This window comes from Chitinophaga niabensis, from assembly GCF_039545795.1.
GTDB lineage: Bacteria > Bacteroidota > Bacteroidia > Chitinophagales > Chitinophagaceae > Chitinophaga > Chitinophaga niabensis_B.
Window position 1 is genome coordinate 4441989 of record NZ_CP154260.1, and the last position, 24800, is coordinate 4466788.

Here is a 24800-nt window from a genome sequence, read left to right on the forward strand (position 1 = left end):
TTATAAGTGGAATTTGTGTGCAAGCGTTTTAACTGACAGAACGGTCCAGGTGCGTATACCCTCCATCCACATAAATGATCTGTCCGGTAGTGTGGGATGATAATCCTGACAAAAGGAATACCGTCATACCGGCAATCTCTTCTGAAGTGGTCATCCTTTTTTCCAATGGAATTTTAGAAACGATGGATTGCAATTTCTCTTCCGGATTTGGTAATGATTTGATCCAGGTTTCATACAGCGGTGTCCATACTTCTGCAGGGATCACGGTGTTCACGCGTACGGAAAATGGCAGCAGTTCTACCGCCCATTCTCTTGTAAGTGCATTGATAGCTCCTTTAGATGCAGCGTAACCTGAAGTATTCCCTTGCCCTGTTGTAGCCACTTTAGAACCAATGTTCACAATATTACCTTTTGTTGCTTTCAGGTAAGGCAATGCGTAATGCGCGAGATTGTAGTAGTGCGATAGATTGTTCTGTAAGGATTGCATGAACTTCTCGGGGTTACCGCTTTCCAGTCCTACCCCGTCGTTTGCACCTGCGTTATTGATCAATCCGTCTATACGGCCAAATTCTTTGATGGTTTGATCTATTACTTTTTTGCAATCGTCTACTTTACCTAATTCAGCAGTAATGCCAAAAGCTTTACCACCACCTTTGCGTAGTTCTGCTACTGTTTTTTCATTATCCGCTTCCTTGCGGCCTGCAATCACGGCAATGCCGCCCTCTGCTACAATGAGCCGTGCTATTGCTTCTCCAATACCCTTAGCACCACCTGTAACAATCACTACTTTATCCTGTAATCCGAGATCCATTTGTGAAATTTAAGCTAGTTTATAAAATTCAATGGCATTACCGCCCATGATCTGTGCCTGTTCAGCAGCAGATAAACGGCTGATGTAATCCGTCACAATATCCTTTACCTGTGCATAATCTGCTGCCAGTAAACATACCGGCCAATCTGATCCAAACATCAAACGCTGTGGGCCGAATGCTTCCAGTGCCACATCGAGGAAAGGTGTAAAATCTTCTTTCTTCCAGTGCTGCAGATCCGCTTCCGTTACCATACCGCTTAGTTTGCAGTAAACGTGTTGTTGCTTTCCGAGGGTACGGATATGTTGTTCCCATCCTTTCAGTTCACCTGTTTCGAAATCCGGTTTAGCGAGATGGTCCAGTACCATTGGCTGGTTCGGGAACTTCTTCACAAATTCCACAGCAGCGGGTAGCTGATGCGGATAAATGAGGATATCATACGTTAAGCCAAATTCAGCCAGTGCTGCAATGCCACGGCCGAAATCTTCCCTTAACAGGAAATTACGGTCAGGCTCTCCCTGCACAATGTGCCGGATACCTTTGAGCAGCGGGAACTGTGCATAATGTGCCAGGCGTTCCTGTACATTGGCTGCTTTCAGATCTACCCAGCCTACCACTCCTTTAACGAAAGGGTTTTCTGTGGCAAGCTGTAACAGGAAGTCTGTTTCTGCTTCGCTTTGATCAGCCTGTACGGCTACACAACCTGTTATACCATTTGCCTGTAATACGGGTGCGAGATCAGCGGGTAAAAAATCCTTGCGGATTACGCCCATGTCCTCCGTGATCCATGCGTCACGGATGGGGTCAAAATTCCAGAAATGCTGATGCGCATCTATCATAACGTAAAGATCTTATCCATCAATACCCATTTTTCTCCGGGCTTTGCTACGGGGATGGCTTGCTGATATTTCCACATCAGTTCCTCCCACTCCTGTACTTTAGGATTGGCAGCATCCATGGCGCCTTTCCTTTCAAAAGAAAAAGTATTGTCTACTTCCATGATCATGAACATACGGTTACCGGCCCTGTAGATCTCCAGGGTAGTGATGCCGCTGCTGGTGATACTTTCCAGGATCTCCGGCCATACAGCACGGTGGTATGTTTCATATTCCGCGATCAGTTGCGGATCATCTCTCAGGTCAAGCGCCAGGCAATATCTTCTTATTGTTTCCATGCAACTGCTGTTTGTGAGGAAGTACCCAATCCATCAATACCTAATTCTACCACATCTCCTGCTTTCAGATATACCGGGGGATTGAATCCAAGACCCACACCTGCAGGTGTTCCGGTAGAGATCACATCACCCGGGAGCAGGGTCATGAACTGGCTCAGGTAAGAAATAACGAAAGGTATTTTGAAGATGAAATTAGCTGTATTACCATCCTGCATCTTTTTACCATTCACGGTTAACCAGAGGCGCAGGTTGTCGATATTTTCTATTTCATCCTGTGTAGCCATCCATGGGCCAAGGGGAGCAAAAGTATCGCAGCTCTTTCCTTTCACCCACTGACCACCTCTTTCTATCTGGAATTCACGTTCGCTGTAATCGTTATGCAGGCTGTAACCGGCAACATATTGCAAAGCATCTTTTTCTTCCACATAACTGGCTTTCTTTCCTATCACTACTGCCAGTTCCACTTCCCAGTCAGTTTTCACACTATTGCGCGGGATCACGAGATTATCATTTGGTCCTACGAGAGAGGAGGTGGATTTGAAGAACACGATCGGCTCTTTGGGGATGGCAGCGTTGGTTTCTCTTGCATGGTCTGCATAGTTCAATCCAATACAAATGATCTTGGATGGGCGCGCTACGCAGGAACCCAGCCTGGTGCCTTCTGCTACTTTTGGACAGTTATTGCTATTGGCTGCCCACCATTCAGTTAAGCGTACCAAACCATTTGTTTCAAAAAAGCGCTCTCCGTAATCCTCTCCAAAAGCAGATACATCAAACATACCGGCATCTGTTATAATGCCTGGTTTTTCCTCTCCCAACAATCCGAACCTGATAAGTTTCATATGCTATATTATTTTACGACTGATTTTAATTGTTTAGCGCCAATGCGGCCTTCTACTACCTTTATTTCATAATATTCTTCCAGTTCTCCATCTATCTGCAAACCAACAAACACATCATCCTTTTTATAAGCCTGGATGTAAGGTTTGCCCTTGCTGTATACCGGCATATTCAGTGTACGTTCCGCACCGCCGAATTTGATATAGACATCGATAGAGTTAGGCGTGGTGGAAGGTCTTAGTTCTACAATGAAATCAGAGATGATCAGGCCTGACTGGAAGTTCTCTTTATATTTTTCTACCAGTGGCTGCTGGCGGATCACATCACCCAATCCCAGTTTTTTATCGATGTATTCATAGATACGTGCCGGCGGGGAGGGTACCCATAGGATCCTTAATGATGCACCATCCTGTGTGCCGTGATAATAACGGTTATCCCTGTTAGCTTTGACAATGCCTATCCATACGCTGTTGGGTTTATCCCAGAGGACGCGGTATATGGCAGTATCTGCGAATCCTTTCATCAGGGGCAGATCATCAAATGATTTTTCATATTTAAGTGTGTCTACCGTGAAATTGAAAGTAACGGTGGAAGTGTCTTTGTCTTTTTGGCTAAAAGCTACATTGATGGTTCCGGCGGGAGTGGCTTCTTTCACTGCATCGTCTGTTACAGTGGAAGTGGCACTTGTTTCTTTCTGGTCCGTGGAATTGTTACAGGCCATGATACCTGTTGCCAGCGCACATGCGGCGAGGAATTGTTTCATTAGTTATTCAGTTTTATAAAGCCTCCGTCTAGTGGATAATCGCAACCGGTGATAAAACCTGCTTCATCAGAGCAGAGATACAAAGCGAGATAGCCCACTTCATCCGGTTTAGCCATGCGGCCGATAGGTTGTGTTTTGGACAGTTTCTCAAACATTTCTGCTTCTTTGCCGGGATAGTTCTTGGCAATGAAACCATCCACAAATGGTGTATGCACACGGGCAGGAGAAATACTGTTCACGCGGATCTTATCAGCGAGGTAATCTTTTGCTACAGAGAGCGTCATAGTATATACGGCGCCTTTGCTCATAGAGTAGGCAAACCTGTCAGGGATCCCCACGCTGGAAGCAATGGAAGCGATATTGAGGATCACACCGCCACCTTGTTTTTTCATTTGTTCAATTACTGCGTACATGCAGTTATAAGTGCCTTTTACATTCACGGAGAATACGCGGTCGAAATCCTGCTCAGCAGTAGTTTCCAGTTTTCCCACGTGTGCAATACCGGCGCAGTTCACCAGTATATCCAGTTTACCGGATGTTTGTATGATCTTTTGCATAACGGCTACCACTGCAGCCTGGTCTGCCACATTCACGGCATGTACAAATCCTTTACCCCCTGTGGCAGCAATTTCATCTACTGTACCCTTCCCGGCATCCTCATTTAATTCCAGCACGTGAACAATAGCCCCACTGCCGGCAAAACACCGCGCAATTGCCTGTCCGATGCCGCTTCCGGCACCAGTTACCACAGCAATTTTCCCATCTAAACGGAACAAACTCATCTTTTACTTATTTTAAGGGTTCTAAAATACCGTAATTATAAGCGTTATTGCAATCCTTTTTTACCCTGATTTTGTACTTTCTTGACTATTTTCATGTGTAATTAAACCCAATGCTGTGAAAAATATATACATTTTATACTTATTCCTGCTACCCTTAAATCTTTGGGCTCAGGAAATTCCATTGAACAAACACGGCCTGCCTGTTGTGAATTCCCTTCAATTATACAAAGAACTGGTAAAACAGAACAAAGATCTTCGCTTAATAAAGATCGATGATATTGCGCAGGATGTACGTTATGCTACTGCTAATAATTTCACCCGTGAGCAACTGTACCCCTACCCTGTAGTATGGTTAAGGCTTCCCGCCTACCAGGCATTACAGGCTTTGCAAATGGTACTGGAACCTATGGGTGTGGGCCTCAAAATATTTGACGGGTACCGGCCTTACCGGGTGACAGAGAAAATGTGGAAAGTGATGCCGGACGAACGTTATGCCGCAGATCCTAAAAAAGGGTCCGGCCACAACAGGGGTATAGCAGTAGATCTTACCCTCATTTATCTTAAAACCGGCAAGGAATTTCCTATGGGAACAGATTACGATGATCTTTCGGAAAAAGCCCATCATGCCTATGCGCAGATAACAGATGAAGAAAAAGAGAACCGGGTGCTCCTGCGCACGATGATGGAAGCGCATGGCTTTATGGCACTGGAAACGGAATGGTGGCATTATTACCTGAAAGACCCCGAAAAATATCCGTTGATGGATATCTGGTTTGATGAGTTAAAGTAATTTCATAGCTTAACAGCCTAATACACGTCTATGCAAAAAATAAAATTACTGATGACGCTTGCTCTTGCGTTAACATCAGGGATAAGCACCGCACAGAAATCTCAAAAGGGATGGCAGCAACTTTTTAACGGGAAAGACCTGAAAAACTGGGACATCAAAATCACCGGGCATCAGCTGAACGACAACAATGGCAATACTTTCAGCGTGAAAGACGGCAAACTCACCGTATCCTATGATGGATACAAAGCATTTGATGAACAGTACGGCCACATCTTCCACAAGCAAAAATTCTCTGCTTACTTACTGGTGATGGAATACCGCTTTGTAGGTGAACAGGTGAAAGGTGGCCCCGGATGGGCTTATCGCAACAGCGGGGCTATGATCCATTCCCAATCTGCCAAGAGCATGGGTGTAAAGCAGGATTTTCCTATTTCCATTGAAGTGCAGTTACTGGGTGGTGACGGGAAAGGGAAACGTACCACCTCTAACCTCTGTACCCCAGGCACGAATGTGGTAATGAAGAATCAGCTGATCACTGCACATTGCGTGAATTCAAATTCCAAAACGTATGATAATGATATCTGGGTGAGAGCGGAAGTATTGGTGCTGGGAGATTCCATCGTTAAACATATTGTGGAGAAGGATACGGTACTGATGTATGAAAAACCACAGATCGGCGGCGGGAATGTTTCCAATTACGATCCTGCTTTGAAAAAAGACGGACAGCTTTTATCTGAAGGATACATTGCTTTACAGAGCGAAAGCCATCCCATACAATACAGGAAGGTGGAGTTGTTTGATCTGAAGCCTTATATGAAGGACCCCAGGAAACTCGCAGCGAAGCTGAAAGAATTACAAAACAGGAAATAATTAAAAAGCCTCCGATGTGATCGGGGGCTTTTTTACTTATGAAAGAACAAAATCTTTTGCTATTTTGAGGTACGTACCCGTTTTTACTTAAACTACCTTAAAATATGAAAAAGTCCCGCAGAACTTTCCTCAAGAATACCGTAAAAGGCTCAGCAGCCTTGATGATCGGCAGCATACTCCCCGGCATGAGTGCAAAAAGTTATGCCAGCATCCTGGGTGCCAACGACCGTATCCGGGTTGGCATGATGGGCGTAAATGCCAGAGGCCTTGCCCTGGCTACCAACTATGCACGCCAGCCCAACTGCGAAGTGATCTCTGTTTCTGACGTGGATACCCGCGCTGCGGAGAAGTGTATAGAGAAAGTAAAGGAAGTGCAGCAAAAAGCGCCCGCTGCTATTCCTGACTTCAGGAAAGCGCTGGAGAATAAAAACCTGGATGCGCTGGTAGTAGCTGCACCGGACCATTGGCATGCCCCTGCTGCTATACTGGCTGCCAAAGCCGGTAAACACGTATACCTGGAAAAGCCCTGCAGCCATAATCCACATGAGGGGGAACTGCTGATACAGGTGCAGAAGAAATACAACAAGGTTATCCAGATGGGTAATCAGCGTCGCTCCTGGCCCAATGTGATAGCAGCTATCAAAGAGATACACAGCGGTACTATCGGCCGTGCTTATTTTGCCAAAGGCTGGTATACCAATAACCGTGAATCCATTGGCATTGGTAAAAAAACAGACGTTCCTGCCTGGTTGAATTATGATCTCTGGCAAGGCCCTGCACCACGCCGTGCATTCCAGGATAATCTTATTCACTATAACTGGCATTGGTTCTGGAACTGGGGTACCGGTGAAGCCTGTAATAACGGAACACATATGGTAGACCTCATGCGATGGGGCCTGCAGGTGGATTATCCTACACGCGTTACCTCCTCCGGTGGACGATACCGTTATAAAGATGATTGGGAAACACCGGACACGCAAGTGATCTCCCTCGAATTTGCCAATAATACCAGCATGGTATGGGAAGGCCGCAGCTGTAACGGACAGTATGTGGAAGGCAGTTCTGTAGGTGTTATTTTCTACGGAGAAACAGGATCACTGGTGATCGATGGAAATGCTTATACCGTGTATGATCTGAAAAGTAAAGTGGTGAAGGAAGTGAAGAATACTAAATCCATTGATGCCCGGAATGTGACCAATCCTGCGGCTGACCTGGATGCACTGCATTTCCAGAACTTCTTTGACGGCATTAAAAATGGTACTGCGCTTAATTCAGATATTCTCAGCGGACATCAAAGCACTCTGCTTTGCCAGTTAGGCAATATTGCCCTGCTTACGGGTAATGCGCTGCGTATTGATCCTTCCAACGGACATATCAAAAACGATGCTGCGGCTATGAAGTTCTGGAAACGGGATTATCAGCCGGGCTGGGAACCTAAATTATAACTTAATACAGCAGGGATACTTTCCAGTATCCCTGCTGTTGTTTGAACTATTTCTTCTTGTAAGTATCCATCTCCTTCCTCATTTCATCCATCTGCTTCTTCATCTCAATTATATACAGCATTTGCTCTTCTACCTTTTGCAGCAATAACTTATTCATCTCTCCCACGTCAATACCTTTCTCTTTCACTTCTGTTTCACTGGGAATGCCAGGCAGATGTTTGTTTTCTTTAATGTATTGTTCCATTTCATAGATGGAAGGCAATTTATAATCCGGTTCAAATACAAAATCAGACCAGCCGGTGAGGGTTACTTTTACCTTTTGCGCGAAAATATTTCCTTTCACGGCGAGTTTTGCCTCGGGGTCTGGGTATAAGGTACCAATGCCTACGTTGCCGATGGCATCTATAACAATATCATCTCCGTAGTACCATTGATGTCCGGCATTTATTTTATTGAAGAACCTTCTGGTACCGATGATCATCTTTCCGGAGGCATGACCGTTTAATGTATTACCAGGTACAGTCATGATACGGCCCTGCCCCCAAAGATTACCACCATTGTGCTCTGCAGGCAAAACAAACTCCAGTGTAGCACCTGTACTCATATTGCGCCCGGTTTGATCAGCCCTGATGGCCACTCCTCCTGCATGTATCTTTTCATTTCCCACATTTACGCTTGCTGCAGGAGCAATTACCGTTAGGGTTGAGTTTATGCCTTCATTTTTGATAGTGGTCTGCCCCTGCAATACCATATTATCAGATCCGTTACTGAACTCTTGTACATTACTTACCTGATCTCCTGTAACAAGAAGAAGTGTTTCAGCACTCGTGTACCCCGTGAAGGATAAGTTATGAACAAGGGCCGCGGTACTAATCTCGGCTGCCATGTACTTTTCTCCATTATAAGTAAGTAACACCAAACGCGCAGCTTCATTATACGCGATCAATGTACCTCTATCTTCATGATAAGCAGAAGCAGTATTCACTTCCACGGTCCATTTACGATTATAAGACCCTGTAGTTCCACGGATTGCTGTGATCTTTCCCATTACAAAGTGGTCACTCATGGCTACACCCGCATAGGATTTGTGCAACAAAATATAATCAGGCCCAATGCCATCACGTGTTTGGCCAGCTATTGTTTTGTTTATGTAATAATATCTGCCATTGTTTACAACACTTACTTCCTGTGTAAATTGCGCATGGGTGCTTAACGCTGCAAACAGCAAAAGCATGATACCGGTTAACTTTTTCATTTTGATGTCTTGTTTCAAGGTATTAAGGATTTTTATATGGGCTATTGTGGAGACAATATAAGCAGAAAAAAGCAAAAAAAACTGCTCCGGTCTCCCGGAGCAGTTTAGCTATTACATACATCGAAAAAACTTCTTAGAAAATCTTATTCAAAGCATCTACATAAGCATGCACACTGGCATTCACAATGTCTGTTGAATAACCAAATCCATAATAGGATTTACCATTGTGGTTCACGCGCATATTCACTTTACTTACATCTTCACTACCACCGCGCATTGCCTGAATACTGAATTCATCCAGCTCAATATCATCCTGTATGATGGTATGGATGGCATTGATGGTTGCATTCACAGGACCGTTACCAGCTGCACTACCTTCTTTCTCTTCCCCGTTGATCCGCAGTTTTACCGTAGCCATCGGACGTAAAGGATCACCACATACTACCTGTAACAGGGTTACTTTGATGGCCTTATCATCATAATTGCTATCCGCACCATCGCCCATGAGTGTGAGCAGATCGTGATCTGTGATCTCTTTGCGGGTATCTGCCATTTCCAGGAAACGGGCATATACATCATCAATATTGATCTTTTCCAGTTTGTAACCCAGCCTTTCCAGGTGGTGTTTCAATGCATGGCGGCCACTGCGTGCAGTGAGGATAATGGAGTTGGATTGCAGCCCGATATCTTCCGGATCAAGGATCTCGTAGTTTTCACGATGCTTCAGCACACCATCCTGGTGAATACCGGAGCTGTGTGCAAATGCATTACGGCCAACGATGGCTTTATTCGGCTGTACCGGCATACGCATCATGTTGGACACTAAATTGCTCAACTCATAGATACGTTTGCTGTTGATACCTGTGGTATAACCCAGTGCGTGGTGGGTTTTGAGGATCATGGCTACTTCTTCCAGGGAAGTGTTGCCTGCACGTTCACCAATACCGTTAATGGTACATTCTACCTGGCGCGCGCCATTGAATACACCGGCGATGGTGTTGGCAGTAGCCAGCCCGAGATCGTTGTGGCAGTGTACGGAAATAATGGCTTTATCGATATTGGAGACATGATCCATCAGGTATTTGATCTTGGCACCGTATTGTTCCGGCAGGCAGTAACCGTTGGTATCAGGGATGTTCACTACGGTAGCGCCTGCAGCGATCACCGCTTCGATCATTTGTGCGAGGTAAGCATTATCTGCACGGCCGGCATCTTCTGCGTAGAATTCCACATCATCTACAAACTTGCGGGAATACTTCACTGCTTCTACTGCACGTTCCAGGATATTCTCGCGGGTGCTGTTGAATTTGTATTTGATGTGCATATCTGAAGCACCGATACCGGTATGGATGCGTTTGCGTTTAGCATATTTAAGTGCTGCGGCGGCGGCATCAATATCTGCTGTATTGGCACGTGTGAGTGCACAGATCACCGGTTCGCTTACTGCTTTGGAGATTTCAACAACGCTTTGAAAATCGCCGGGACTGGAGATGGGAAAGCCTGCTTCTATCACGTCCACACCCAGGGCTTCCAGTTCTTTCGCTACAATGATCTTTTCCACGGTCGTTAGCTGGCAACCCGGCACTTGTTCTCCATCACGCAGGGTTGTATCAAAAACGTAAACACGATTTTTATCCATGGTTTTATACTATTTCAAATGAGCTAATAATAATTAATTCAGGTTTTCCAGCACTTTGGCGCCCATGGCGTCTGTGCCCAGTAAAAATTCGTTGGGTGTATGTTTGTTGGCAATATCCATTGTACGGTAACCCTGGCGCAGGGTGGCATCTACTGCACGGATCACACGTTGTGATTCTTCTTTTAATCCGAATGAGATATCCAGCAGCAGCGCAGCAGATAAGATAGAAGCCAGCGGGTTGGCAATACCTTTTCCGGTGATGTCGTGCGCAGAGCCGTGAATAGGTTCATAGAAACCAATGGAATCTCCTACGGATGCAGATGCCAGCATACCCATAGATCCTGCGATCTGAGAGGCTTCATCTGTGAGGATGTCTCCAAACAGGTTGCCGGTCACCACCACATCAAAACGCTTAGGGTCCTTGATCAATTGCATGGCAGCATTATCAATGAACATATGTTCTGTTTCCACATCAGGATATTCTTTCGCAATTTCCTGTACTACTTCTCTCCAGAGGCGGGATGCTTCCAGCACGTTGGCTTTATCTACAGAGCAGAGTTTTTTGCGGCGGGTACGGGCAGCATCATATGCTTTGCGGGCAATGCGTTCTACTTCGTACTTATGATAGATCATCAGGTCAGATGCAGAACTGCGGTCTTCACTTCTTTGTTTCTCTCCAAAATATACATCACCTGTGAGTTCACGGAAGAAAAGGATATCTGCGCCCTGCAGGATCTCCGGTTTAATGCTGGAGGCATGCAGCAGGTCATCGAATAATTTGATGGGGCGAAGGTTGGCATAAAGGCCCAGTTCTTTCCTGATCTTCAGCAATCCCTGTTCAGGGCGTACTTTCAGGGTAGGGTCATTATCGTATTTAGCATGGCCGATGGCACCAAACAGGATGGCATCGCTCTGGCGTGCTTTTTCCAGTGTTTCATCCGGCAGCGGATTACCGGTGGCCTCAATGGCTACATGGCCCATGATGCCTTCGTGGAATGTAAACGTGTGTTTGTAGTTCTCCGCAATTGTTTCCAATACTTTCTTTCCCCAGGCTGTTACTTCCTGCCCGATCCCGTCTCCGGGTATTACCAGAATTTTCTTTGTGACTCCCATATGTTATTTAGAAATTAAATGGTCTTGTTTTTTCATAAGCTGCTACTTCATTGCTGAGGCTGAGCAGGTAATCGATGTCGTCATAACCGTTCAGGAGGCACGTTTTTTTGTATGCGTTGATATCGAAAGATGCCTTTTCGCCGGAAGCCAATATTTTAATATACTGCTCTTCCAGGTTAATTTCAAGTTCGGCGGCAGGATCTTTTTCAACAGCGGCAAAGATCTTTTGCAGGAAATCATCACTTACCTGGATGGGCAGGATGAAGTTATTCAATGCATTGTTCTTAAAGATATCTGCAAAGAAACTGCTGACCACTACTTTGAATCCGTAATCGCCCAATGCCCAGGCAGCATGTTCCCTGGAAGAGCCACAACCGAAATTTTTGCCGGCTACCAGTACGCGCCCTTTGTAGAGGGGGTTGTTGAGTACGAAATCCTTTTTCGGCACCTGTTGATCATCAAAACGCCAGTCGCGGAACAGGTTTTCGCCAAAACCCTCACGGGTAGTAGCTTTCAGGAACCGGGCCGGGATGATCTGGTCTGTGTCTATGTTTTCTATCGGTAAAGGTACCACTGTGGATACCAGGTTTGAAAATTTCTTGTCCATGGTGTTTTAATTAGATCAGGTCTCTCACGTCCGTTACATTTCCGGTAATAGCGGCAGCTGCTGCAGTTAGCGGACTTGCCAGGAAAGTACGGGCATTGGGACCCTGGCGGCCTTCAAAATTACGGTTGGAAGTGGCAATGCAATACTTCCCTGCCGGTATTTTGTCCTCATTCATAGCCAGGCAGGCAGAACAACCCGGCTGGCGCAGCTGGAATCCGGCGGCTTCAAACACTTTGTCTATCCCCTCTGCAATGGCCTGTGCTTCCACTTGTTTGGAACCCGGCACGATCCATACGATTACATCATCTGCTTTGCGTTTTCCTTTTACGAAGTCTGCCACCATGCGGAGGTCTTCGATCCGGGAATTTGTACAGCTGCCGATGAACACATAATCCACTTTTTTCCCCAGCAGCCGGCTGCCTGGCTCCAGATCCATGTACTGCAGGGATTTGGAGAAAGATGGTTTTTCCTTGTCATCAATCTCTCCCAGGGCAGGAATGTGTTGGGTAACCCCTATGCCCATTCCCGGGTTAGTACCATAAGTGATCTGGGGTTCAATATCCGCTGCGTCAAAGGTAAGCACTGCATCAAACACAGCATCTTCATCCGTTTTCAGTGTTTCCCAGTAAGCAAGGGCTTTATCCCAGTCTGCCCCCTTTGGTGCAAACTCACGGCCTTTGATATATTCAAAAGTGGTAGCATCCGGTGCAATCAATCCACCGCGTGCACCCATTTCGATACTCATATTACAGATGGTCATCCTGGCTTCCATGCTCAGGTTGCGGATGGCCTCTCCGGCATATTCCACAAAGTAACCTGTAGCGCCGGAAGCAGAGATCTGTGCAATAATATAGAGGATAATGTCCTTGGACACCACACCTTTTTTCAATTGCCCGTTCACCTCAATCTTCATCCTTTTGGGCTTGTATTGCAGGATGCACTGGGTGGCCAGTACCTGCTCCACTTCGGAAGTACCGATCCCGAAGGCAACGGTACCAAAGGCCCCATGTGTGGAAGTATGACTGTCCCCGCAAACTATCGTCATGCCGGGAAGGGTAATACCCAGTTCCGGGCCTATCACGTGCACAATCCCCTGGTAAGGATGGCCCAGTCCGTATAACTCTACCCCAAACTCTGCGGTGTTCTTTGTCAGCATTTCTACCTGTTTCCTGCTCAGCGCTTCCTTGATGGGAAGATGCTGTTCCAGGGTAGGTACGTTATGATCTGCAGTAGCCCTGGTTTTGGCAGGTCTGAAAACAGGTATATTCCTTTTCCTTAATCCGTCAAAAGCCTGCGGGCTGGTTACTTCATGTATAAAATGTGTATTGATGTACACGGCATCCGGGAAACCCGGCTTAGCAGCCACAATGTGACTATCCCAAATCTTGTCAAATAATGTTTTACCCATGTGTAGTTTAGGTTTACACCCTATATTTGCTTTTCTTATCAGTTTTACTCATTCAAATCTAATTGACACATTTAAACCACAGTTCGTTAAATTTGTCATTATTACGATTCGCAACCGCTAGGTATTGCCATTAACCTATTAAGGATCAATTATTTATAATCCAGTATCAACGATGTCCAACTCGCAGAATGATGCGCTATTTATATTGATTAAAACGCTTACGAAGGCCGAAAAAAGGAATTTCCAACTGGCTTTTAACCGGGATAACACTAAAGAGGACGTACTGTTCATTCAGTTGTTCCAGACATTGGACAAGTTGAAGGAGTATGACGAAGCAGAGGTATTGAAGCGTATTCCGGACCTGAAGAAACAACAGTTAAGCAATGTAAAGGCCCATTTATATAAACATTTACTCACTACCTTACGGCTCCTGTATAAAACCAAGGACCCACTGATCGAGCTGCGGGAACAGTTGGATTATGCCAGGGTGCTTTACAATAAAGGCTTATATAACCAAAGCCTGAAGATCCTGGCCAAAGCCAAAGTGAGTGCCCGGGAGCAGGAAGAGGTGATGCTGTATTTTGAGATCGTGGAGTTTGAAAAACTGATCGAAACCCGGCATATCACCCGCAGCCTGGATAACCGCGCAGATGAACTCAGTGACGAATCCCGCATTATCAACGAGCAGCTCAATAACGTTAGTAAGTTGTCCACACTTGCTCTCCGCATGTATGGGATGTACCTTAAACTGGGGCATGCCAGGGATATGAAGGACGTACACATGCTGAAAAGCTTTTTCGACTCCAACCTGCCGGTGGTACCATCCCAGGGCATGAGCTTCTACGAAAGAGTATACCTGTACCAGGCCTATTGCTGGTATTACTACATCCTCCAGGATTTTCTGATGTATTACCGTTATACGCAGAAGTGGGTGGACCTCTTTACGGAATACCCTGCTTTGAAGGATACGGATGTAGACCTGTACATCAAGGCATTGCATAATCTGCTCACGGCACATTTCCACACCATGAACCACGACAGGTTCATAGAGGTGCTGGGGGTGATGGAGAAGTTCATCATTGAAAAAGAGGAAAGCCTCAACGAAAACACCCGTACTTCTGCATTCGTATACCTCTATACCGGCAAAATCAACAGCCACTTCCTGGATGGCACCTTCACAGAGGGGCTTTCGTTAGTGGCCGAAGTGGAAGAGAAAATATCAGAGCACCAGCTAACAGTAGATCAGCACCGGGTATTGGTCTTCTATTACAAGATCGCGTGTTTGTATTTTGGCAGCGGGGATAACGACAATGCCATTGTGTACCTGAATAAGATCATTCAGCTGCGCATTGGTAATCTGCGTGCAGATATCCAATGTTTTGCGCGGATCCTTCATCTGATAGCACACTATGAACTGGAGAATTACAGCCTGGTGGAATACCTGATCAAGTCTGTATACCACTTCATTGCGAAACATAAAGACCTTAGTCTTGTATTGGAGGAAATATTGAAATTCCTCCGGAAGAACATGTATGCCAATCCCAAAGCGCTGCGTACGGCGTTTAAGGACCTGAAAGGGAAACTGGAACAGATCGCGAAGAATCCTTTTGAGCGCAGGAGTTACCTGTACCTGGATATTGTTTCCTGGCTGGAAAGCAAGATTGAGGGCATTCCGGTGCAGACGGTGATCAGGAAGAAATTCATAGCGAAAGTACCCCGGATCTGAGTTATCCACAGCCCTGTTTTATGCCATTCCCAATTGGTAATATTAAATTAATATTCCATAGAAGATTAAATCGTGGCCGAAACACATCACTGCTGTTCCAGAATCAATCAAAACATTGTTGATCAGCATTTCAGAAATGCATATTTTCTGTAATCTTTATTTATATTTTTCGTGCCAGATTTTCGACACATTTTACAAATATATTATACCAAAGACCTGCTTTTACATGTGCAAAAGTCCGTATTGTACACCCCTGCTAACTCTTGAAAAAAGCCTCATTCTTTATCCACACCTGTTAGGAACTTTTACCTTTTCCGCAGCCCTTTGATCGTTAGATTTGCAAACAGTCTTATTAAGTTTTCGGGGCTTTCTATCGTTAGAAAAACAACCTTTAGGACTTAATTTTCAAAGTATTTCGCGAGTTAAGGTTATGGTGTGAGTGACCCTTCCAATTTTACGGATTGATTATCTACCGTCGGACCCGCGTCTTTATTCGAAAAACACTGGACAGTCATAACCATATTATAAATTTTTTATGAGTAACGAGAATGAGATATTACTGAAGGAAAACAAAGACCGGTTTGTAATCCTCCCGATAAACTACCCCGCCATCTGGGAACACTATAAACGCCACGAAGCCAGTTTCTGGACTGCTGAAGAAATTGATCTTTCCAGTGATCTGAAAGACTGGGCCAATATGAATGACGGAGAACGTCATTTCATTTCGCATGTACTGGCATTTTTTGCTGCGTCTGACGGGATTGTGAATGAGAACCTGGCCGTGAACTTCATGAGTGAAGTTCAGATCCCTGAAGCGCGTTGTTTCTATGGTTTCCAGATCATGATGGAAAACATCCACTCTGAAACATATGCATTGCTGATCGATACTTATATCAGCGATCCTGTGGAGAAGAACCGCCTCTTCCATGCGATTGATACCATCCCTGCTGTTACCAAAAAGGCAGAATGGGCTTTACGCTGGATCAACAACGGTACATTCGCACAGCGCCTGGTAGCTTTTGCTGCCGTGGAAGGTATTTTCTTCAGTGGAAGTTTCTGCTCCATCTTCTGGCTGAAAAAACGCGGCCTCATGCCCGGCCTGACCTTCTCTAATGAACTGATCAGCCGTGATGAAGGATTACACTGCGAATTTGCCTGCCTGCTTTACAGCATGCTCAATGGCAAACTGGATGAAAAAGAAGTACACGAGATCATCCGCGATGCCGTAGAGATAGAAAAAGAATTCATTACAGACGCTTTACCTGCTGCATTGATCGGCATGAACAGCGAGCTGATGAAACAATACATTGAATTTGTGGCAGACCGCTGGATCAGCGAGCTCGGCTGCAAGAAGATCTACAATGCAACCAATCCTTTCGACTTTATGGAAATGATATCCTTACAGGGAAAAACCAATTTCTTCGAAAAACGGGTAGGTGACTATCAAAAATCAGGCGTGATCGGCGGCAAAGAAGCAAATACGTTCAGCCTTGATGAAGACTTTTAAGAAAATACTACTAACCTCCATATATTCATCACCCATTAAATCCATTACACCATGTTCGTTATAAAAAGAGACGGCAGAAAAGAGTCTGTCAAATTTGACAAGATCACCGCAAGAGTAGAGAAATTGTGCTATGGACTCGCGCCGGAATATGTTGATTCTATTGATGTGGCTAAAAAGGTAATTCAGGGTCTGTACGATGGTGTTACAACCACTGAATTAGATAACCTGGCTGCAGAAACCGCTGCTTCACTTACCACCAAACATCCTGATTACGCACAGCTTGCTTCCCGTATTGCGGTGAGCAACCTGCATAAGAATACTGAGAAGTCGTTTTCCAAAACGATGAAGAAACTGTACGATTACATCGATCCTAAAACCGGCAAACCAGCCGGTATGCTGAGCGATGATGTATGGGAAATTATCAGGGATAATGCAGACATCCTGGATTCAACGATCATTTACGACCGCGACTTTGCTTTTGACTACTTCGGTTTCAAAACACTGGAACGTTCTTACCTGCTGAAAATAGACGGTAAGATCGCTGAGCGTCCTCAGCATATGTTCATGCGTGTATCTGTTGGCATCCACAGAAACGATATCGATGCTGCCATCAAAACATATAACCTGATGAGCGAGCGCTGGTTCACACATGCCACGCCTACCCTCTTCAACGCAGGAACTCCTAAACCACAAATGAGCAGCTGCTTCCTGCTGACGATGCAGGGAGATAGCATTGAAGGTATCTATGATACGCTGAAACAAACTGCCAAGATCTCTCAGAGCGCCGGCGGTATCGGTTTGAGCATTCACAATATCCGTGCAACAGGTTCTTACATCAGCGGCACCAATGGTACTTCTAATGGTATCATCCCTATGCTGCGTGTATTCAATGATACTGCACGTTATGTAGACCAGGGTGGTGGAAAACGCAAAGGCGCTTTCGCTATCTACCTGGAGCCATGGCATGCTGATGTATTTGAATTCCTGGACCTCCGTAAAAATCACGGTAAAGAAGAAATGCGCGCACGCGACTTGTTCTATGCCCTCTGGATGCCGGACCTCTTCATGCAACGTGTTGAAGCTGGTGGAGACTGGAGCCTGTTCTGCCCTCACGAAGCACCAGGCTTAGCAGATACATGGGGTGAAGAATTCGAAAAACTGTACGCACAATACGAACAGGAAGGCCGTGCACGCAAAACCGTGAAAGCACAGGACCTCTGGTTCGCCATCCTCGATGCACAGATCGAAACCGGTACACCTTACCTGCTGTATAAAGATTCTGCCAACCGCAAATCCAACCAGCAGAACCTGGGTACTATCAAGAGTTCCAACCTCTGCACAGAGATCATCGAATACACTTCTCCTGATGAAGTAGCCGTATGTAACCTCGCATCACTGGCATTACCACGCTTTGTGATCGATGGCAAGTTCGATCATCAGAAATTGTATGAAGTAACTTACCAGGCTGCATTGAACCTGAACGTTATCATCGATACCAACTACTACCCTGTTGAAGAAGCACGCCGCAGTAACATGCGTCACCGTCCTATCGGATTGGGCGTACAAGGTTTGGCCGATGCGTTCTTCCTGCTGCGTTATCCATTTGAAAGCGCACAGGCACAACAACTGAATAAAGAGATCTTTGAAACCATCTACTTCGCTGCATTGACTGCTTCTAAAGACCTCGCTGCGAAAGATGGTGCATATGAAACATATGAAGGTTCTCCTGTTTCCAAAGGCATCCTGCAGTATGATATGTGGGGCGTTACGCCATCTCCACGCTGGGATTGGGCTGGCCTGAAAGCAGAGATCAAAAAACATGGTGTGCGTAACTCCCTGTTGCTGGCACCCATGCCAACTGCCTCTACTTCTCAGATCCTGGGTAACAACGAGTGCTTTGAGCCCTACACTTCCAACATCTACACCCGCCGTGTATTGAGCGGTGAGTTTGTGGTAGTGAACAAACACCTGCTGAAAGACCTGGTGGAACTGGGCCTGTGGGATAATGATATGAAGAACAAGATCATCGCAGCGAATGGTTCTGTACAGAATATTGCAGAGATCCCTTCCAATATCAAGGAACTGTACAAAACAGTATGGGAGATCAAACAGCGTACGATCATTGATATGGCAGCAGACCGTGGCGCATTCATCTGCCAGTCACAAAGTCTCAACCTGTTCGTAGATACACCATCTGCATCTAAACTTACTTCCATGCACTTCTACGCCTGGAAGAAAGGTCTCAAAACCGGTATGTACTACCTGCGTACGCAAGCTGCAACGCAAGCGGTTCAGTTCACGGTGGAAAAACAAGGTGGCCAGAATATGGTGCCTGTGGTTAATTCCGGAGATGTGATGGAGCTGGAAGTTCCTGAGGGGGCTGTGTGCACGATGGAAGAAGGTTGTGTTACCTGCAGTGCATAATTGCTGACTTTAGATATTAGAAAGCCCTGGGAGTTTGTGCTTCCAGGGCTTTTTTGTTGGTTTATTTTATCATTCTTTTAATCTCCTCAAGAGCGCCTTCATTATCACATTCACCCTTTAATCTATTATTCAGGCTCTCCTGAAAGCTTTCTGAAGCAAGCCCCCGTTTCACAAGTGTAAGGTCTTGAATGAAACTTTCAATCACAAACCAATCTTTATCCGTCATTGCTTGTTTCTGCCGGGAAGATCCCGAATGGCTCCAACCGTCTACACTTCCATCATAGCGTTTATAAATGTCCAATTTCTCAAGTGTTATCATGGCATAATTAAATAACTATGAACAAAACAAATGTTATTCCTCTTGGGGCATTATACAACCGATAGGTAAACTAAATTTAACCGGCACCTTCTTTCCCCCGCATCTCCCCGCTTTCCAGGCAGGCATTTTTCTCAGGACTCTCAAGGCTTCTCTATCGATGGGTGTAAGCTCATCCTCTTTTTTGTGAGGAATACGTTCTCCTTTTATCCTGCCATCTTCCATTACTATAAATACCAGGTTAACACGGCCTTGAACGGACTCCTGCTGACGAGGGTATTGAAAGTTTTTCATAAAGAACAACGCCATCTGACGTCATTCTCCTTATCACTTTTTGTCAGGCTTTTTCTTTTCAGGCTTTGGCCGGACAGTAGAAGATAGTTTAGGATCAACATGGCAATCATTATTATTCTTCTCATAATACTGCTATTTATTCCGATAAAGCCAATAAGAATTCTGCAAAACTCTGCCCATGAACAATTGCAGCTTCGTCAGACATGCCAACGAATTCGGTTTCAATAAAAGCGCCTGATCTTTTCCTGATACCGTATGCGGTCCCCCCGAGATTTGTGCCTATAAAGAAAAGTTCAGGAGCAAACTCATTAACTGCATAATCTTCATTTATCTGGATGAGTTCTTCCAGTGGCCAGAAACATACATATCCATCTTTCCCTATGGTACCTTCACCTCCATTTCTTACCTTCATGAACTCCAGATAATCTGCTTCAAAATTCAGATCGATCTTTGCCAGCCATTCAGCGTACCGCGAATTATTCAATAATTCATTCCTACTGAAATGTGCTGTTAATTGATCTATTGTTTTATTCATAAGACCAGATAATTTTTCATGGCTAAGGTAATTTCCTTCCCTGCTATTAAAACTTACAGTCCTCAAAAGGCTTCAAAGCCCTCCCCCGCTGTTTCTCCGCACTTGCGAACTGTTCTTCATTCAATGATTTGAATCCCTTCGGAGCTTTATTCGCTGGGCCTTTATAAATGCCCAGGAAGGGCTTGGAAGATGTTCTCCTGGTAGCCGGGTCTGTCATTTTGAAGAATTGTGGGTACCAGCCTTGTACGATCTCTTTTACAACCGGGGCCCTGTTCTGTAGTATTTTTTCTAATGGTACCTTGTCCACATCGTCTGTATGAAAGAAATACACTCTCTTCCCTTTCAACCGTTCTCCCACTTTGAAAATACCGGCATGGTGCCATTCCCTGGCAAAGGGTATCAACTCTTTCGCAGAGATCTTTGTATTGAATTTTTTGGACAGCAGGCTGGCTACGGCACCGGCTTTCAGCAAACCTTTGACCTCTGCATCCTGGTAATTCTCAGACTTCTTCTGCTGAAGGTAATCACGCATTTTCATAGAGAACGCAGTTCTTTGATCAATTCTTCTTCTTTCATTTCTCCTTCCACAAACTTCCTATACCCCCCTTTATTAATAAAAATAGTAGCAGGTATACTCCCTTCCCAACGCGGGTCAATCTTAGCGGCGTATTTATTGGCATTGGGTTCATCCAGCCAAACTACTGAGGAACGGATCTTATGCCTGCGGGCAAACTTAGTGATCTGCGCAGGATAGGCATCCTTCATATCAAGACTTAAAAAAACGAATTTCACCTGGGGGAATTTAGCCGCCTGTTTTACGAAATGGGGCATTTCTTTAATACAAGGCCCGCACCAGGTGGCCCAGAGGTTGACCACCACAGGGCTGTCCTTATGCTGCATTAACTGATCCAATTCCGATACTTTGATACGGGTCACTTCCTGCGAAAACGAAAAGGCAGGAAGGCAAGACAATAGCAGGATGGGCAGTAACTTTTTCATGTTGCAAGGTCTTCTTCTTTAAATCCCCATTCATTCAGGAGTGTTTCTCTTTGTGCTGCAGGCAGGCTGGGTTGTTTATAATGACCGGCGGCCATTTTCTGGCGCATGGCCTCATAGATGCTGATAGCGCAGGCCACAGAGATATTCAGGGAACGGATGATCCCCTGCATGGGAATAATAAAATTCCCGTCTGCCAGGGCACGGGTTTCTTCACTGATGCCATAATGCTCGCTGCCGAATATTAAAGCTACGGAACCGGTAAAATCCAGTTCATAGAGGCTTACAGCATCTGAAGAAAGATGGGTGGTGTATATTTTGTCGAAGCGCTGGCGCAATACGGCAAAGAGTTCGTTCACATCTGTGTATTGATGGATGGTCAGCCATTTGTCTGCACTGGAAGAACTTCTTCTGCCCCAATGGCGGCGGGGTGTTTTGTTGGTGAGTACATACATATCCTGGATACCAACGGCATCGCAGGTTCGCATGGCGGCTGAAATATTATGCGGGTCTTCCACGTTTTCCAATACCACTGTCAGATTGGCCTGCCGTTTGTTTAATACTGATAAAAGCCTTTCTTTCCTTTCCGGCGTCATGTTGTTAATTTAATGGCAAAATTAACAGAAATTAAGTTTAGGTGGGGTGATTTGCTATCTTTAGATATTGTTTAATAAAAAGCATCCTATGAAGTTAAAAAAGGTACTGAAAGGTATCGGGATCACATTGCTCGTATTAATTGGATTACTGATCGCCATTCCCTATTTCTTTAAGGGACAGATCATGGCGAAACTGAAGACTGAGCTGAACAAAAACCTGAATGCCAAAGTAGATTTTAAAGATGTGGATATCAGTCTCTTCCGCAGATTTCCCCGCCTGGCGGTAGCCTTGGAAGAATTATCCATCACCGGCGTGAATCATTTTGAAGGTGATACGCTGCTGGCTGTACGCCGCCTGGACCTGGCCATGAACCTCATGAGCGCCATTAAAGGGGATAATATTGAGATCTATAACGTGGTTTTGCAACAGCCTCACATCTACGCTACCGTGGATGAACAAGGCCGTGCCAACTGGGATATCACCAAACCTGATACCACCACTTCTACTGCAGCACCTGCAGATACTGCCCAGAGTGAATTTGCCCTCAGCCTGCAACAATACAGTATTGAGGATGCCACTATCAAATACACTGACCGCCAGGGACATATGGCACTGAACATTGAGCAACTAAACCATAAAGGGAAAGGAGATTTCTCCCAGGATGAATTCACCCTGCAAACCACTACTACTGCGGAATCAGTGGGTTATGCACAAGGGTCCATTCCTTACTTGGTCAATGCAAAGGCAGAAATACTCGCGGATATCAATATCGCTAATAAAACAAGCACCTATGCTTTCAAAACGGATAAGATCTCTGTGAATAACCTGAAGATTGCCACAGAAGGATTTATCCAATTGCTGACGGACAGCACCTATAAAATGGATATCAAATTTGATGCGCCTTCTACGGACTTCAAAGAAATCCTCTCCCTGATCCCGGTGATTTATTCGCAGGATTTTGCAAGCATCAAAACCAGTGGCAGCACCACTTTTAAAGGCTTCGTAAAAGGCACTTATACACCGCAGCAATTACCGGCATACGGTTTACACCTCACTATCAAGAATGGCTTCTTCCAATATCCTGACCTGCCTAAGCCAGTGAAGAACATTCAGTTAGCCGTGAACGTTAGTAACCCGGATGGCGTACCTGATCATACGATAGTGGATGTACCACAGGCGCATCTTGAAATGGATGACAGCCCTGTAGACCTCCGCCTGATGGTAAAAACACCGGTATCTGATCTTTACCTGGATGCAGCCGCCAAGGGTAAACTGGACCTCAGCAAAGTGATGCAGTTCGTGAAACTGGAAGCAGGTACCAAACTCAGCGGCTTGCTGGATGCGGACCTGAAAGCACGGGGTTATATGAGTGCGATTGAAAAGCAGCAATATGAAAACTTCGATGCCTCCGGTAAACTGGCGGTGAATAACCTGGCATATAGCAGCAAGGATTATCCTGATGGGGTGAAAGTATCCAGCCTGCTGATGCAGTTCAATCCAAAGAATGTAACAGTGCAGGAATTCATGGGGCAATACCTGGGAACTAATTTCTCCGCAACCGGTGAAGTAAATAACCTGCTGGCTTATGTACTCCGCAATGATGCGCTGAATGGCCGGCTGGCTCTGAAAGCTGATAACATTAACCTGGATAAATGGATGGCTACCGGCAATACGGAAGCTACTCCTGCCAAAACTGCGGACACTGCAGCTGCAATTCCTTTTGCTGTTCCCAATAACCTCGATTTCACAATCCAGGCCCAGGCAGATAAAGTGCATTATGATAAAGTAGACCTCACCGGCTTATCCGGTACTTTACTGATCAGTGATCAGACGGTAACAATGAAAGATATCAAAGGGAATGCACTGCAGGGAAGCATGAAAGTAGATGGTACTTACTCTACAAAAACAGACAAACTGCATCCTGATATCAGTCTTACCTACGATGTAAAGGAACTGGATATCCAGCAAACCTTTAAAGCTTTCAACACGGTACAGAAACTCATGCCTATCGCTCAATTCCTGAGTGGTAAACTGAGTTCACAACTGACGATGAAAGGTAAACTGGGTAAGGATATGTCGCCAGACCTCAGTACGCTTACAGGAGATGGTAACCTCTTGCTGATACAGGGCTTTCTGAAGAAATTTGCGCCACTGGACCAACTGGCTACACAATTGAATGTAAATTCCCTGAAGGATATTTCTGTAAGAGATATCAAGAACTATTTCGCATTTGAGAACGGGCGCATGAAGGTGAATCCATTCCGTGTGAAGCTCTCTAACATGAACATGTTAATTGGCGGATCGCATGGTTTTGATCAGTCTATGGACTATACCATGCAATTGGCATTGCCCCGTGCATTGCTAGGGCAGCAGGGAAACAGCCTGGTAAATAACCTGGTTACACAGGCTAACAATAAAGGCATTCCTGTTACCATCAGCGATACGGTTTATCTCAATGTATTGATGGGTGGAAGTCTATTGAAACCAGCCCTGAAAACTGATCTGAAAGAGGTTGCCGGTAATGCGGCCAATAACCTGAAAGATCAGGCTACGGCATTGGTAAAGAATAAAGTGGATACCATTAAGAACACTGTAAAAGATTCTTTACAATCGGTGAAGAAAGAAGTGGCATCTGCCGTGAAAGATGAGTTGAAAAAACAACTGCTGGGTGGTAAGGATAGTACCCAATCAGGCAAACCGTTGCAGGATGCGGGGAAAGCTGCAGAGAAAACACTGAATAATACATTAAAAGGACTGCTGAACCGTAAAAAAGCGCCGGCAGACTCAACAAAACAATAAGGTTTGGTGAACCGCTAAAATGCATCAGCCCAATCACCAAAACAATAGAACGACTGGTGAATTATAAAAAAGCATCAGCCAACTCAACAAAACAGTAATTTTTTGTGTTTT

24 protein-coding genes are annotated in these 24800 nt (G+C 45.3%); 7 read left to right on the forward strand and 17 right to left on the reverse strand.

The features are described 5' to 3' along the window. Window positions 1-28 precede the first annotated feature (28 nt). The 6 genes from AAHN97_RS17505 to AAHN97_RS17530 are packed head-to-tail and all read right to left on the reverse strand — an operon-like array spanning window position 29 to window position 4368. The gene (locus tag AAHN97_RS17505; RefSeq protein WP_343303353.1) at window positions 29-811 is read right to left on the reverse strand and encodes an SDR family oxidoreductase; all 783 of its coding nucleotides are present in this window, start codon (window positions 809-811) and stop codon (window positions 29-31) included. 9 nt (window positions 812-820) lie between these two features. Continuing rightward, window positions 821-1648 (reverse strand): amidohydrolase family protein, encoded by an 828-nt coding sequence (locus tag AAHN97_RS17510; RefSeq protein ID WP_343303354.1) that lies wholly within the window; start codon window positions 1646-1648, stop codon window positions 821-823. Then, window positions 1645-1983 carry an L-rhamnose mutarotase gene (locus AAHN97_RS17515; protein WP_343303355.1) on the reverse strand — a complete coding sequence of 113 codons (339 nt, stop codon included), beginning with the start codon at window positions 1981-1983 and terminating at the stop codon, window positions 1645-1647. The genes AAHN97_RS17510 and AAHN97_RS17515 overlap by 4 nt, the downstream gene beginning before the upstream one ends. Continuing rightward, window positions 1971-2825, reverse strand: coding sequence for a fumarylacetoacetate hydrolase family protein (locus AAHN97_RS17520; RefSeq protein ID WP_343303356.1), 855 nt, complete (start codon window positions 2823-2825; stop codon window positions 1971-1973). Before AAHN97_RS17520 ends, AAHN97_RS17515 begins: the two co-directional genes overlap by 13 nt. A gap of 8 nt (window positions 2826-2833) precedes the next feature. Then, window positions 2834-3586, reverse strand: a complete 753-nt coding sequence (locus tag AAHN97_RS17525) for a hypothetical protein (protein WP_343303357.1) — start codon at window positions 3584-3586, stop codon at window positions 2834-2836. Continuing rightward, a complete protein-coding gene (locus AAHN97_RS17530; protein ID WP_343303359.1) occupies window positions 3586-4368 on the reverse strand; it encodes an SDR family NAD(P)-dependent oxidoreductase in 783 nt (260 codons plus the stop codon). The genes AAHN97_RS17525 and AAHN97_RS17530 overlap by 1 nt, the downstream gene beginning before the upstream one ends. Before the next feature lie 115 nt (window positions 4369-4483). On the opposite strand from AAHN97_RS17530, the gene AAHN97_RS17535 reads away from it, so the two are divergent. From AAHN97_RS17535 to AAHN97_RS17545, 3 genes are all read left to right on the forward strand, one after another. Beyond that, on the forward strand, window positions 4484-5158 hold the full coding sequence (locus AAHN97_RS17535) for a M15 family metallopeptidase (RefSeq protein ID WP_343303360.1): 675 nt from the start codon (window positions 4484-4486) through the stop codon (window positions 5156-5158). A 30-nt stretch (window positions 5159-5188) separates the two neighbouring features. Then, the gene (locus tag AAHN97_RS17540; RefSeq protein ID WP_343303361.1) at window positions 5189-6028 is read left to right on the forward strand and encodes a 3-keto-disaccharide hydrolase; all 840 of its coding nucleotides are present in this window, start codon (window positions 5189-5191) and stop codon (window positions 6026-6028) included. A 104-nt stretch (window positions 6029-6132) separates the two neighbouring features. Further along, window positions 6133-7473 carry a Gfo/Idh/MocA family protein gene (locus AAHN97_RS17545; RefSeq protein ID WP_343303362.1) on the forward strand — a complete coding sequence of 447 codons (1341 nt, stop codon included), beginning with the start codon at window positions 6133-6135 and terminating at the stop codon, window positions 7471-7473. 46 nt (window positions 7474-7519) lie between these two features. Here the strand turns inward: AAHN97_RS17545 and AAHN97_RS17550 are convergent, their stop codons facing one another. The 5 genes from AAHN97_RS17550 to leuC all read right to left on the reverse strand — a co-directional run bounded on the left by AAHN97_RS17550 (window position 7520) and on the right by leuC (window position 13495). After that, complete coding sequence (locus AAHN97_RS17550) at window positions 7520-8728, reverse strand: hypothetical protein (protein ID WP_343303363.1); 1209 nt, start codon at window positions 8726-8728, stop codon at window positions 7520-7522. Window positions 8729-8861: 133 nt separating this feature from the next. Next, complete coding sequence (locus AAHN97_RS17555) at window positions 8862-10367, reverse strand: 2-isopropylmalate synthase (RefSeq protein ID WP_343303364.1); 1506 nt, start codon at window positions 10365-10367, stop codon at window positions 8862-8864. A 33-nt stretch (window positions 10368-10400) separates the two neighbouring features. After that, on the reverse strand, window positions 10401-11480 hold the full coding sequence (gene leuB, locus AAHN97_RS17560) for a 3-isopropylmalate dehydrogenase (protein ID WP_343303365.1): 1080 nt from the start codon (window positions 11478-11480) through the stop codon (window positions 10401-10403). Between the two features lie 7 nt (window positions 11481-11487). Continuing rightward, window positions 11488-12087 carry a 3-isopropylmalate dehydratase small subunit gene (gene leuD / locus AAHN97_RS17565; RefSeq protein ID WP_343303366.1) on the reverse strand — a complete coding sequence of 200 codons (600 nt, stop codon included), beginning with the start codon at window positions 12085-12087 and terminating at the stop codon, window positions 11488-11490. 10 nt (window positions 12088-12097) lie between these two features. Beyond that, complete coding sequence (gene leuC / locus AAHN97_RS17570; protein ID WP_343303367.1) at window positions 12098-13495, reverse strand: 3-isopropylmalate dehydratase large subunit; 1398 nt, start codon at window positions 13493-13495, stop codon at window positions 12098-12100. A 172-nt stretch (window positions 13496-13667) separates the two neighbouring features. Between leuC and AAHN97_RS17575 the strand changes: the two genes are divergently transcribed. From AAHN97_RS17575 to AAHN97_RS17585, 3 genes are all read left to right on the forward strand, one after another. Next, window positions 13668-15221 carry a hypothetical protein gene (locus AAHN97_RS17575; RefSeq protein ID WP_343303368.1) on the forward strand — a complete coding sequence of 518 codons (1554 nt, stop codon included), beginning with the start codon at window positions 13668-13670 and terminating at the stop codon, window positions 15219-15221. 535 nt (window positions 15222-15756) lie between these two features. After that, the gene (locus tag AAHN97_RS17580; RefSeq protein ID WP_343303369.1) at window positions 15757-16728 is read left to right on the forward strand and encodes a ribonucleoside-diphosphate reductase small subunit; all 972 of its coding nucleotides are present in this window, start codon (window positions 15757-15759) and stop codon (window positions 16726-16728) included. Window positions 16729-16779: 51 nt separating this feature from the next. Next, window positions 16780-19152, forward strand: a complete 2373-nt coding sequence (locus AAHN97_RS17585; protein WP_343303371.1) for a ribonucleoside-diphosphate reductase subunit alpha — start codon at window positions 16780-16782, stop codon at window positions 19150-19152. Window positions 19153-19213: 61 nt separating this feature from the next. Here the strand turns inward: AAHN97_RS17585 and AAHN97_RS17590 are convergent, their stop codons facing one another. The 6 genes from AAHN97_RS17590 to AAHN97_RS17610 all read right to left on the reverse strand — a co-directional run bounded on the left by AAHN97_RS17590 (window position 19214) and on the right by AAHN97_RS17610 (window position 21889). Beyond that, complete coding sequence (locus AAHN97_RS17590; protein ID WP_343303372.1) at window positions 19214-19471, reverse strand: hypothetical protein; 258 nt, start codon at window positions 19469-19471, stop codon at window positions 19214-19216. 33 nt (window positions 19472-19504) lie between these two features. Next, complete coding sequence (locus AAHN97_RS28985; RefSeq protein WP_430516947.1) at window positions 19505-19777, reverse strand: energy transducer TonB; 273 nt, start codon at window positions 19775-19777, stop codon at window positions 19505-19507. A 121-nt stretch (window positions 19778-19898) separates the two neighbouring features. Next, entirely contained in the window at window positions 19899-20297 is a 399-nt protein-coding gene (locus tag AAHN97_RS17595; RefSeq protein WP_343303373.1) for an SMI1/KNR4 family protein, read from the reverse strand. 46 nt (window positions 20298-20343) lie between these two features. Next, window positions 20344-20835: a hypothetical protein gene (locus AAHN97_RS17600; protein WP_343303374.1), complete on the reverse strand. Its 492-nt coding sequence runs from the start codon at window positions 20833-20835 to the stop codon at window positions 20344-20346. Beyond that, on the reverse strand, window positions 20832-21296 hold the full coding sequence (locus tag AAHN97_RS17605) for a TlpA family protein disulfide reductase (RefSeq protein WP_343303375.1): 465 nt from the start codon (window positions 21294-21296) through the stop codon (window positions 20832-20834). Before AAHN97_RS17605 ends, AAHN97_RS17600 begins: the two co-directional genes overlap by 4 nt. Then, entirely contained in the window at window positions 21293-21889 is a 597-nt protein-coding gene (locus AAHN97_RS17610) for a TrmH family RNA methyltransferase (protein ID WP_343303376.1), read from the reverse strand. Before AAHN97_RS17610 ends, AAHN97_RS17605 begins: the two co-directional genes overlap by 4 nt. A gap of 88 nt (window positions 21890-21977) precedes the next feature. On the opposite strand from AAHN97_RS17610, the gene AAHN97_RS17615 reads away from it, so the two are divergent. Next, complete coding sequence (locus AAHN97_RS17615) at window positions 21978-24689, forward strand: AsmA-like C-terminal region-containing protein (RefSeq protein ID WP_343303377.1); 2712 nt, start codon at window positions 21978-21980, stop codon at window positions 24687-24689. Window positions 24690-24800 lie beyond the last annotated feature (111 nt).

What these genes read in the sequence shown, in the direction of transcription:
- leuD (WP_343303366.1), bottom strand. Translation starts at nt 12,087, where the DNA reads ATGGACAAGAAATTTTCAAACCTGGTATCCACAGTGGTACCTTTACCG.
- AAHN97_RS17615 (WP_343303377.1), top strand. Translation starts at nt 21,978, where the DNA reads ATGAAGTTAAAAAAGGTACTGAAAGGTATCGGGATCACATTGCTCGTA.
- AAHN97_RS17595 (WP_343303373.1), bottom strand. Translation starts at nt 20,297, where the DNA reads ATGAATAAAACAATAGATCAATTAACAGCACATTTCAGTAGGAATGAA.
- AAHN97_RS17510 (WP_343303354.1), bottom strand. Translation starts at nt 1,648, where the DNA reads ATGATAGATGCGCATCAGCATTTCTGGAATTTTGACCCCATCCGTGAC.
- AAHN97_RS17590 (WP_343303372.1), bottom strand. Translation starts at nt 19,471, where the DNA reads ATGATAACACTTGAGAAATTGGACATTTATAAACGCTATGATGGAAGT.
- AAHN97_RS17525 (WP_343303357.1), bottom strand. Translation starts at nt 3,586, where the DNA reads ATGAAACAATTCCTCGCCGCATGTGCGCTGGCAACAGGTATCATGGCC.
- AAHN97_RS17600 (WP_343303374.1), bottom strand. Translation starts at nt 20,835, where the DNA reads ATGAAAATGCGTGATTACCTTCAGCAGAAGAAGTCTGAGAATTACCAG.
- AAHN97_RS17545 (WP_343303362.1), top strand. Translation starts at nt 6,133, where the DNA reads ATGAAAAAGTCCCGCAGAACTTTCCTCAAGAATACCGTAAAAGGCTCA.
- leuC (WP_343303367.1), bottom strand. Translation starts at nt 13,495, where the DNA reads ATGGGTAAAACATTATTTGACAAGATTTGGGATAGTCACATTGTGGCT.
- AAHN97_RS17540 (WP_343303361.1), top strand. Translation starts at nt 5,189, where the DNA reads ATGCAAAAAATAAAATTACTGATGACGCTTGCTCTTGCGTTAACATCA.
- AAHN97_RS17575 (WP_343303368.1), top strand. Translation starts at nt 13,668, where the DNA reads ATGTCCAACTCGCAGAATGATGCGCTATTTATATTGATTAAAACGCTT.
- AAHN97_RS17580 (WP_343303369.1), top strand. Translation starts at nt 15,757, where the DNA reads ATGAGTAACGAGAATGAGATATTACTGAAGGAAAACAAAGACCGGTTT.
- AAHN97_RS17505 (WP_343303353.1), bottom strand. Translation starts at nt 811, where the DNA reads ATGGATCTCGGATTACAGGATAAAGTAGTGATTGTTACAGGTGGTGCT.
- AAHN97_RS17550 (WP_343303363.1), bottom strand. Translation starts at nt 8,728, where the DNA reads ATGAAAAAGTTAACCGGTATCATGCTTTTGCTGTTTGCAGCGTTAAGC.
- AAHN97_RS17530 (WP_343303359.1), bottom strand. Translation starts at nt 4,368, where the DNA reads ATGAGTTTGTTCCGTTTAGATGGGAAAATTGCTGTGGTAACTGGTGCC.
- AAHN97_RS17605 (WP_343303375.1), bottom strand. Translation starts at nt 21,296, where the DNA reads ATGAAAAAGTTACTGCCCATCCTGCTATTGTCTTGCCTTCCTGCCTTT.
- AAHN97_RS17585 (WP_343303371.1), top strand. Translation starts at nt 16,780, where the DNA reads ATGTTCGTTATAAAAAGAGACGGCAGAAAAGAGTCTGTCAAATTTGAC.
- AAHN97_RS17520 (WP_343303356.1), bottom strand. Translation starts at nt 2,825, where the DNA reads ATGAAACTTATCAGGTTCGGATTGTTGGGAGAGGAAAAACCAGGCATT.
- AAHN97_RS17515 (WP_343303355.1), bottom strand. Translation starts at nt 1,983, where the DNA reads ATGGAAACAATAAGAAGATATTGCCTGGCGCTTGACCTGAGAGATGAT.
- AAHN97_RS17555 (WP_343303364.1), bottom strand. Translation starts at nt 10,367, where the DNA reads ATGGATAAAAATCGTGTTTACGTTTTTGATACAACCCTGCGTGATGGA.
- AAHN97_RS17610 (WP_343303376.1), bottom strand. Translation starts at nt 21,889, where the DNA reads ATGACGCCGGAAAGGAAAGAAAGGCTTTTATCAGTATTAAACAAACGG.
- AAHN97_RS28985 (WP_430516947.1), bottom strand. Translation starts at nt 19,777, where the DNA reads ATGGCGTTGTTCTTTATGAAAAACTTTCAATACCCTCGTCAGCAGGAG.
- leuB (WP_343303365.1), bottom strand. Translation starts at nt 11,480, where the DNA reads ATGGGAGTCACAAAGAAAATTCTGGTAATACCCGGAGACGGGATCGGG.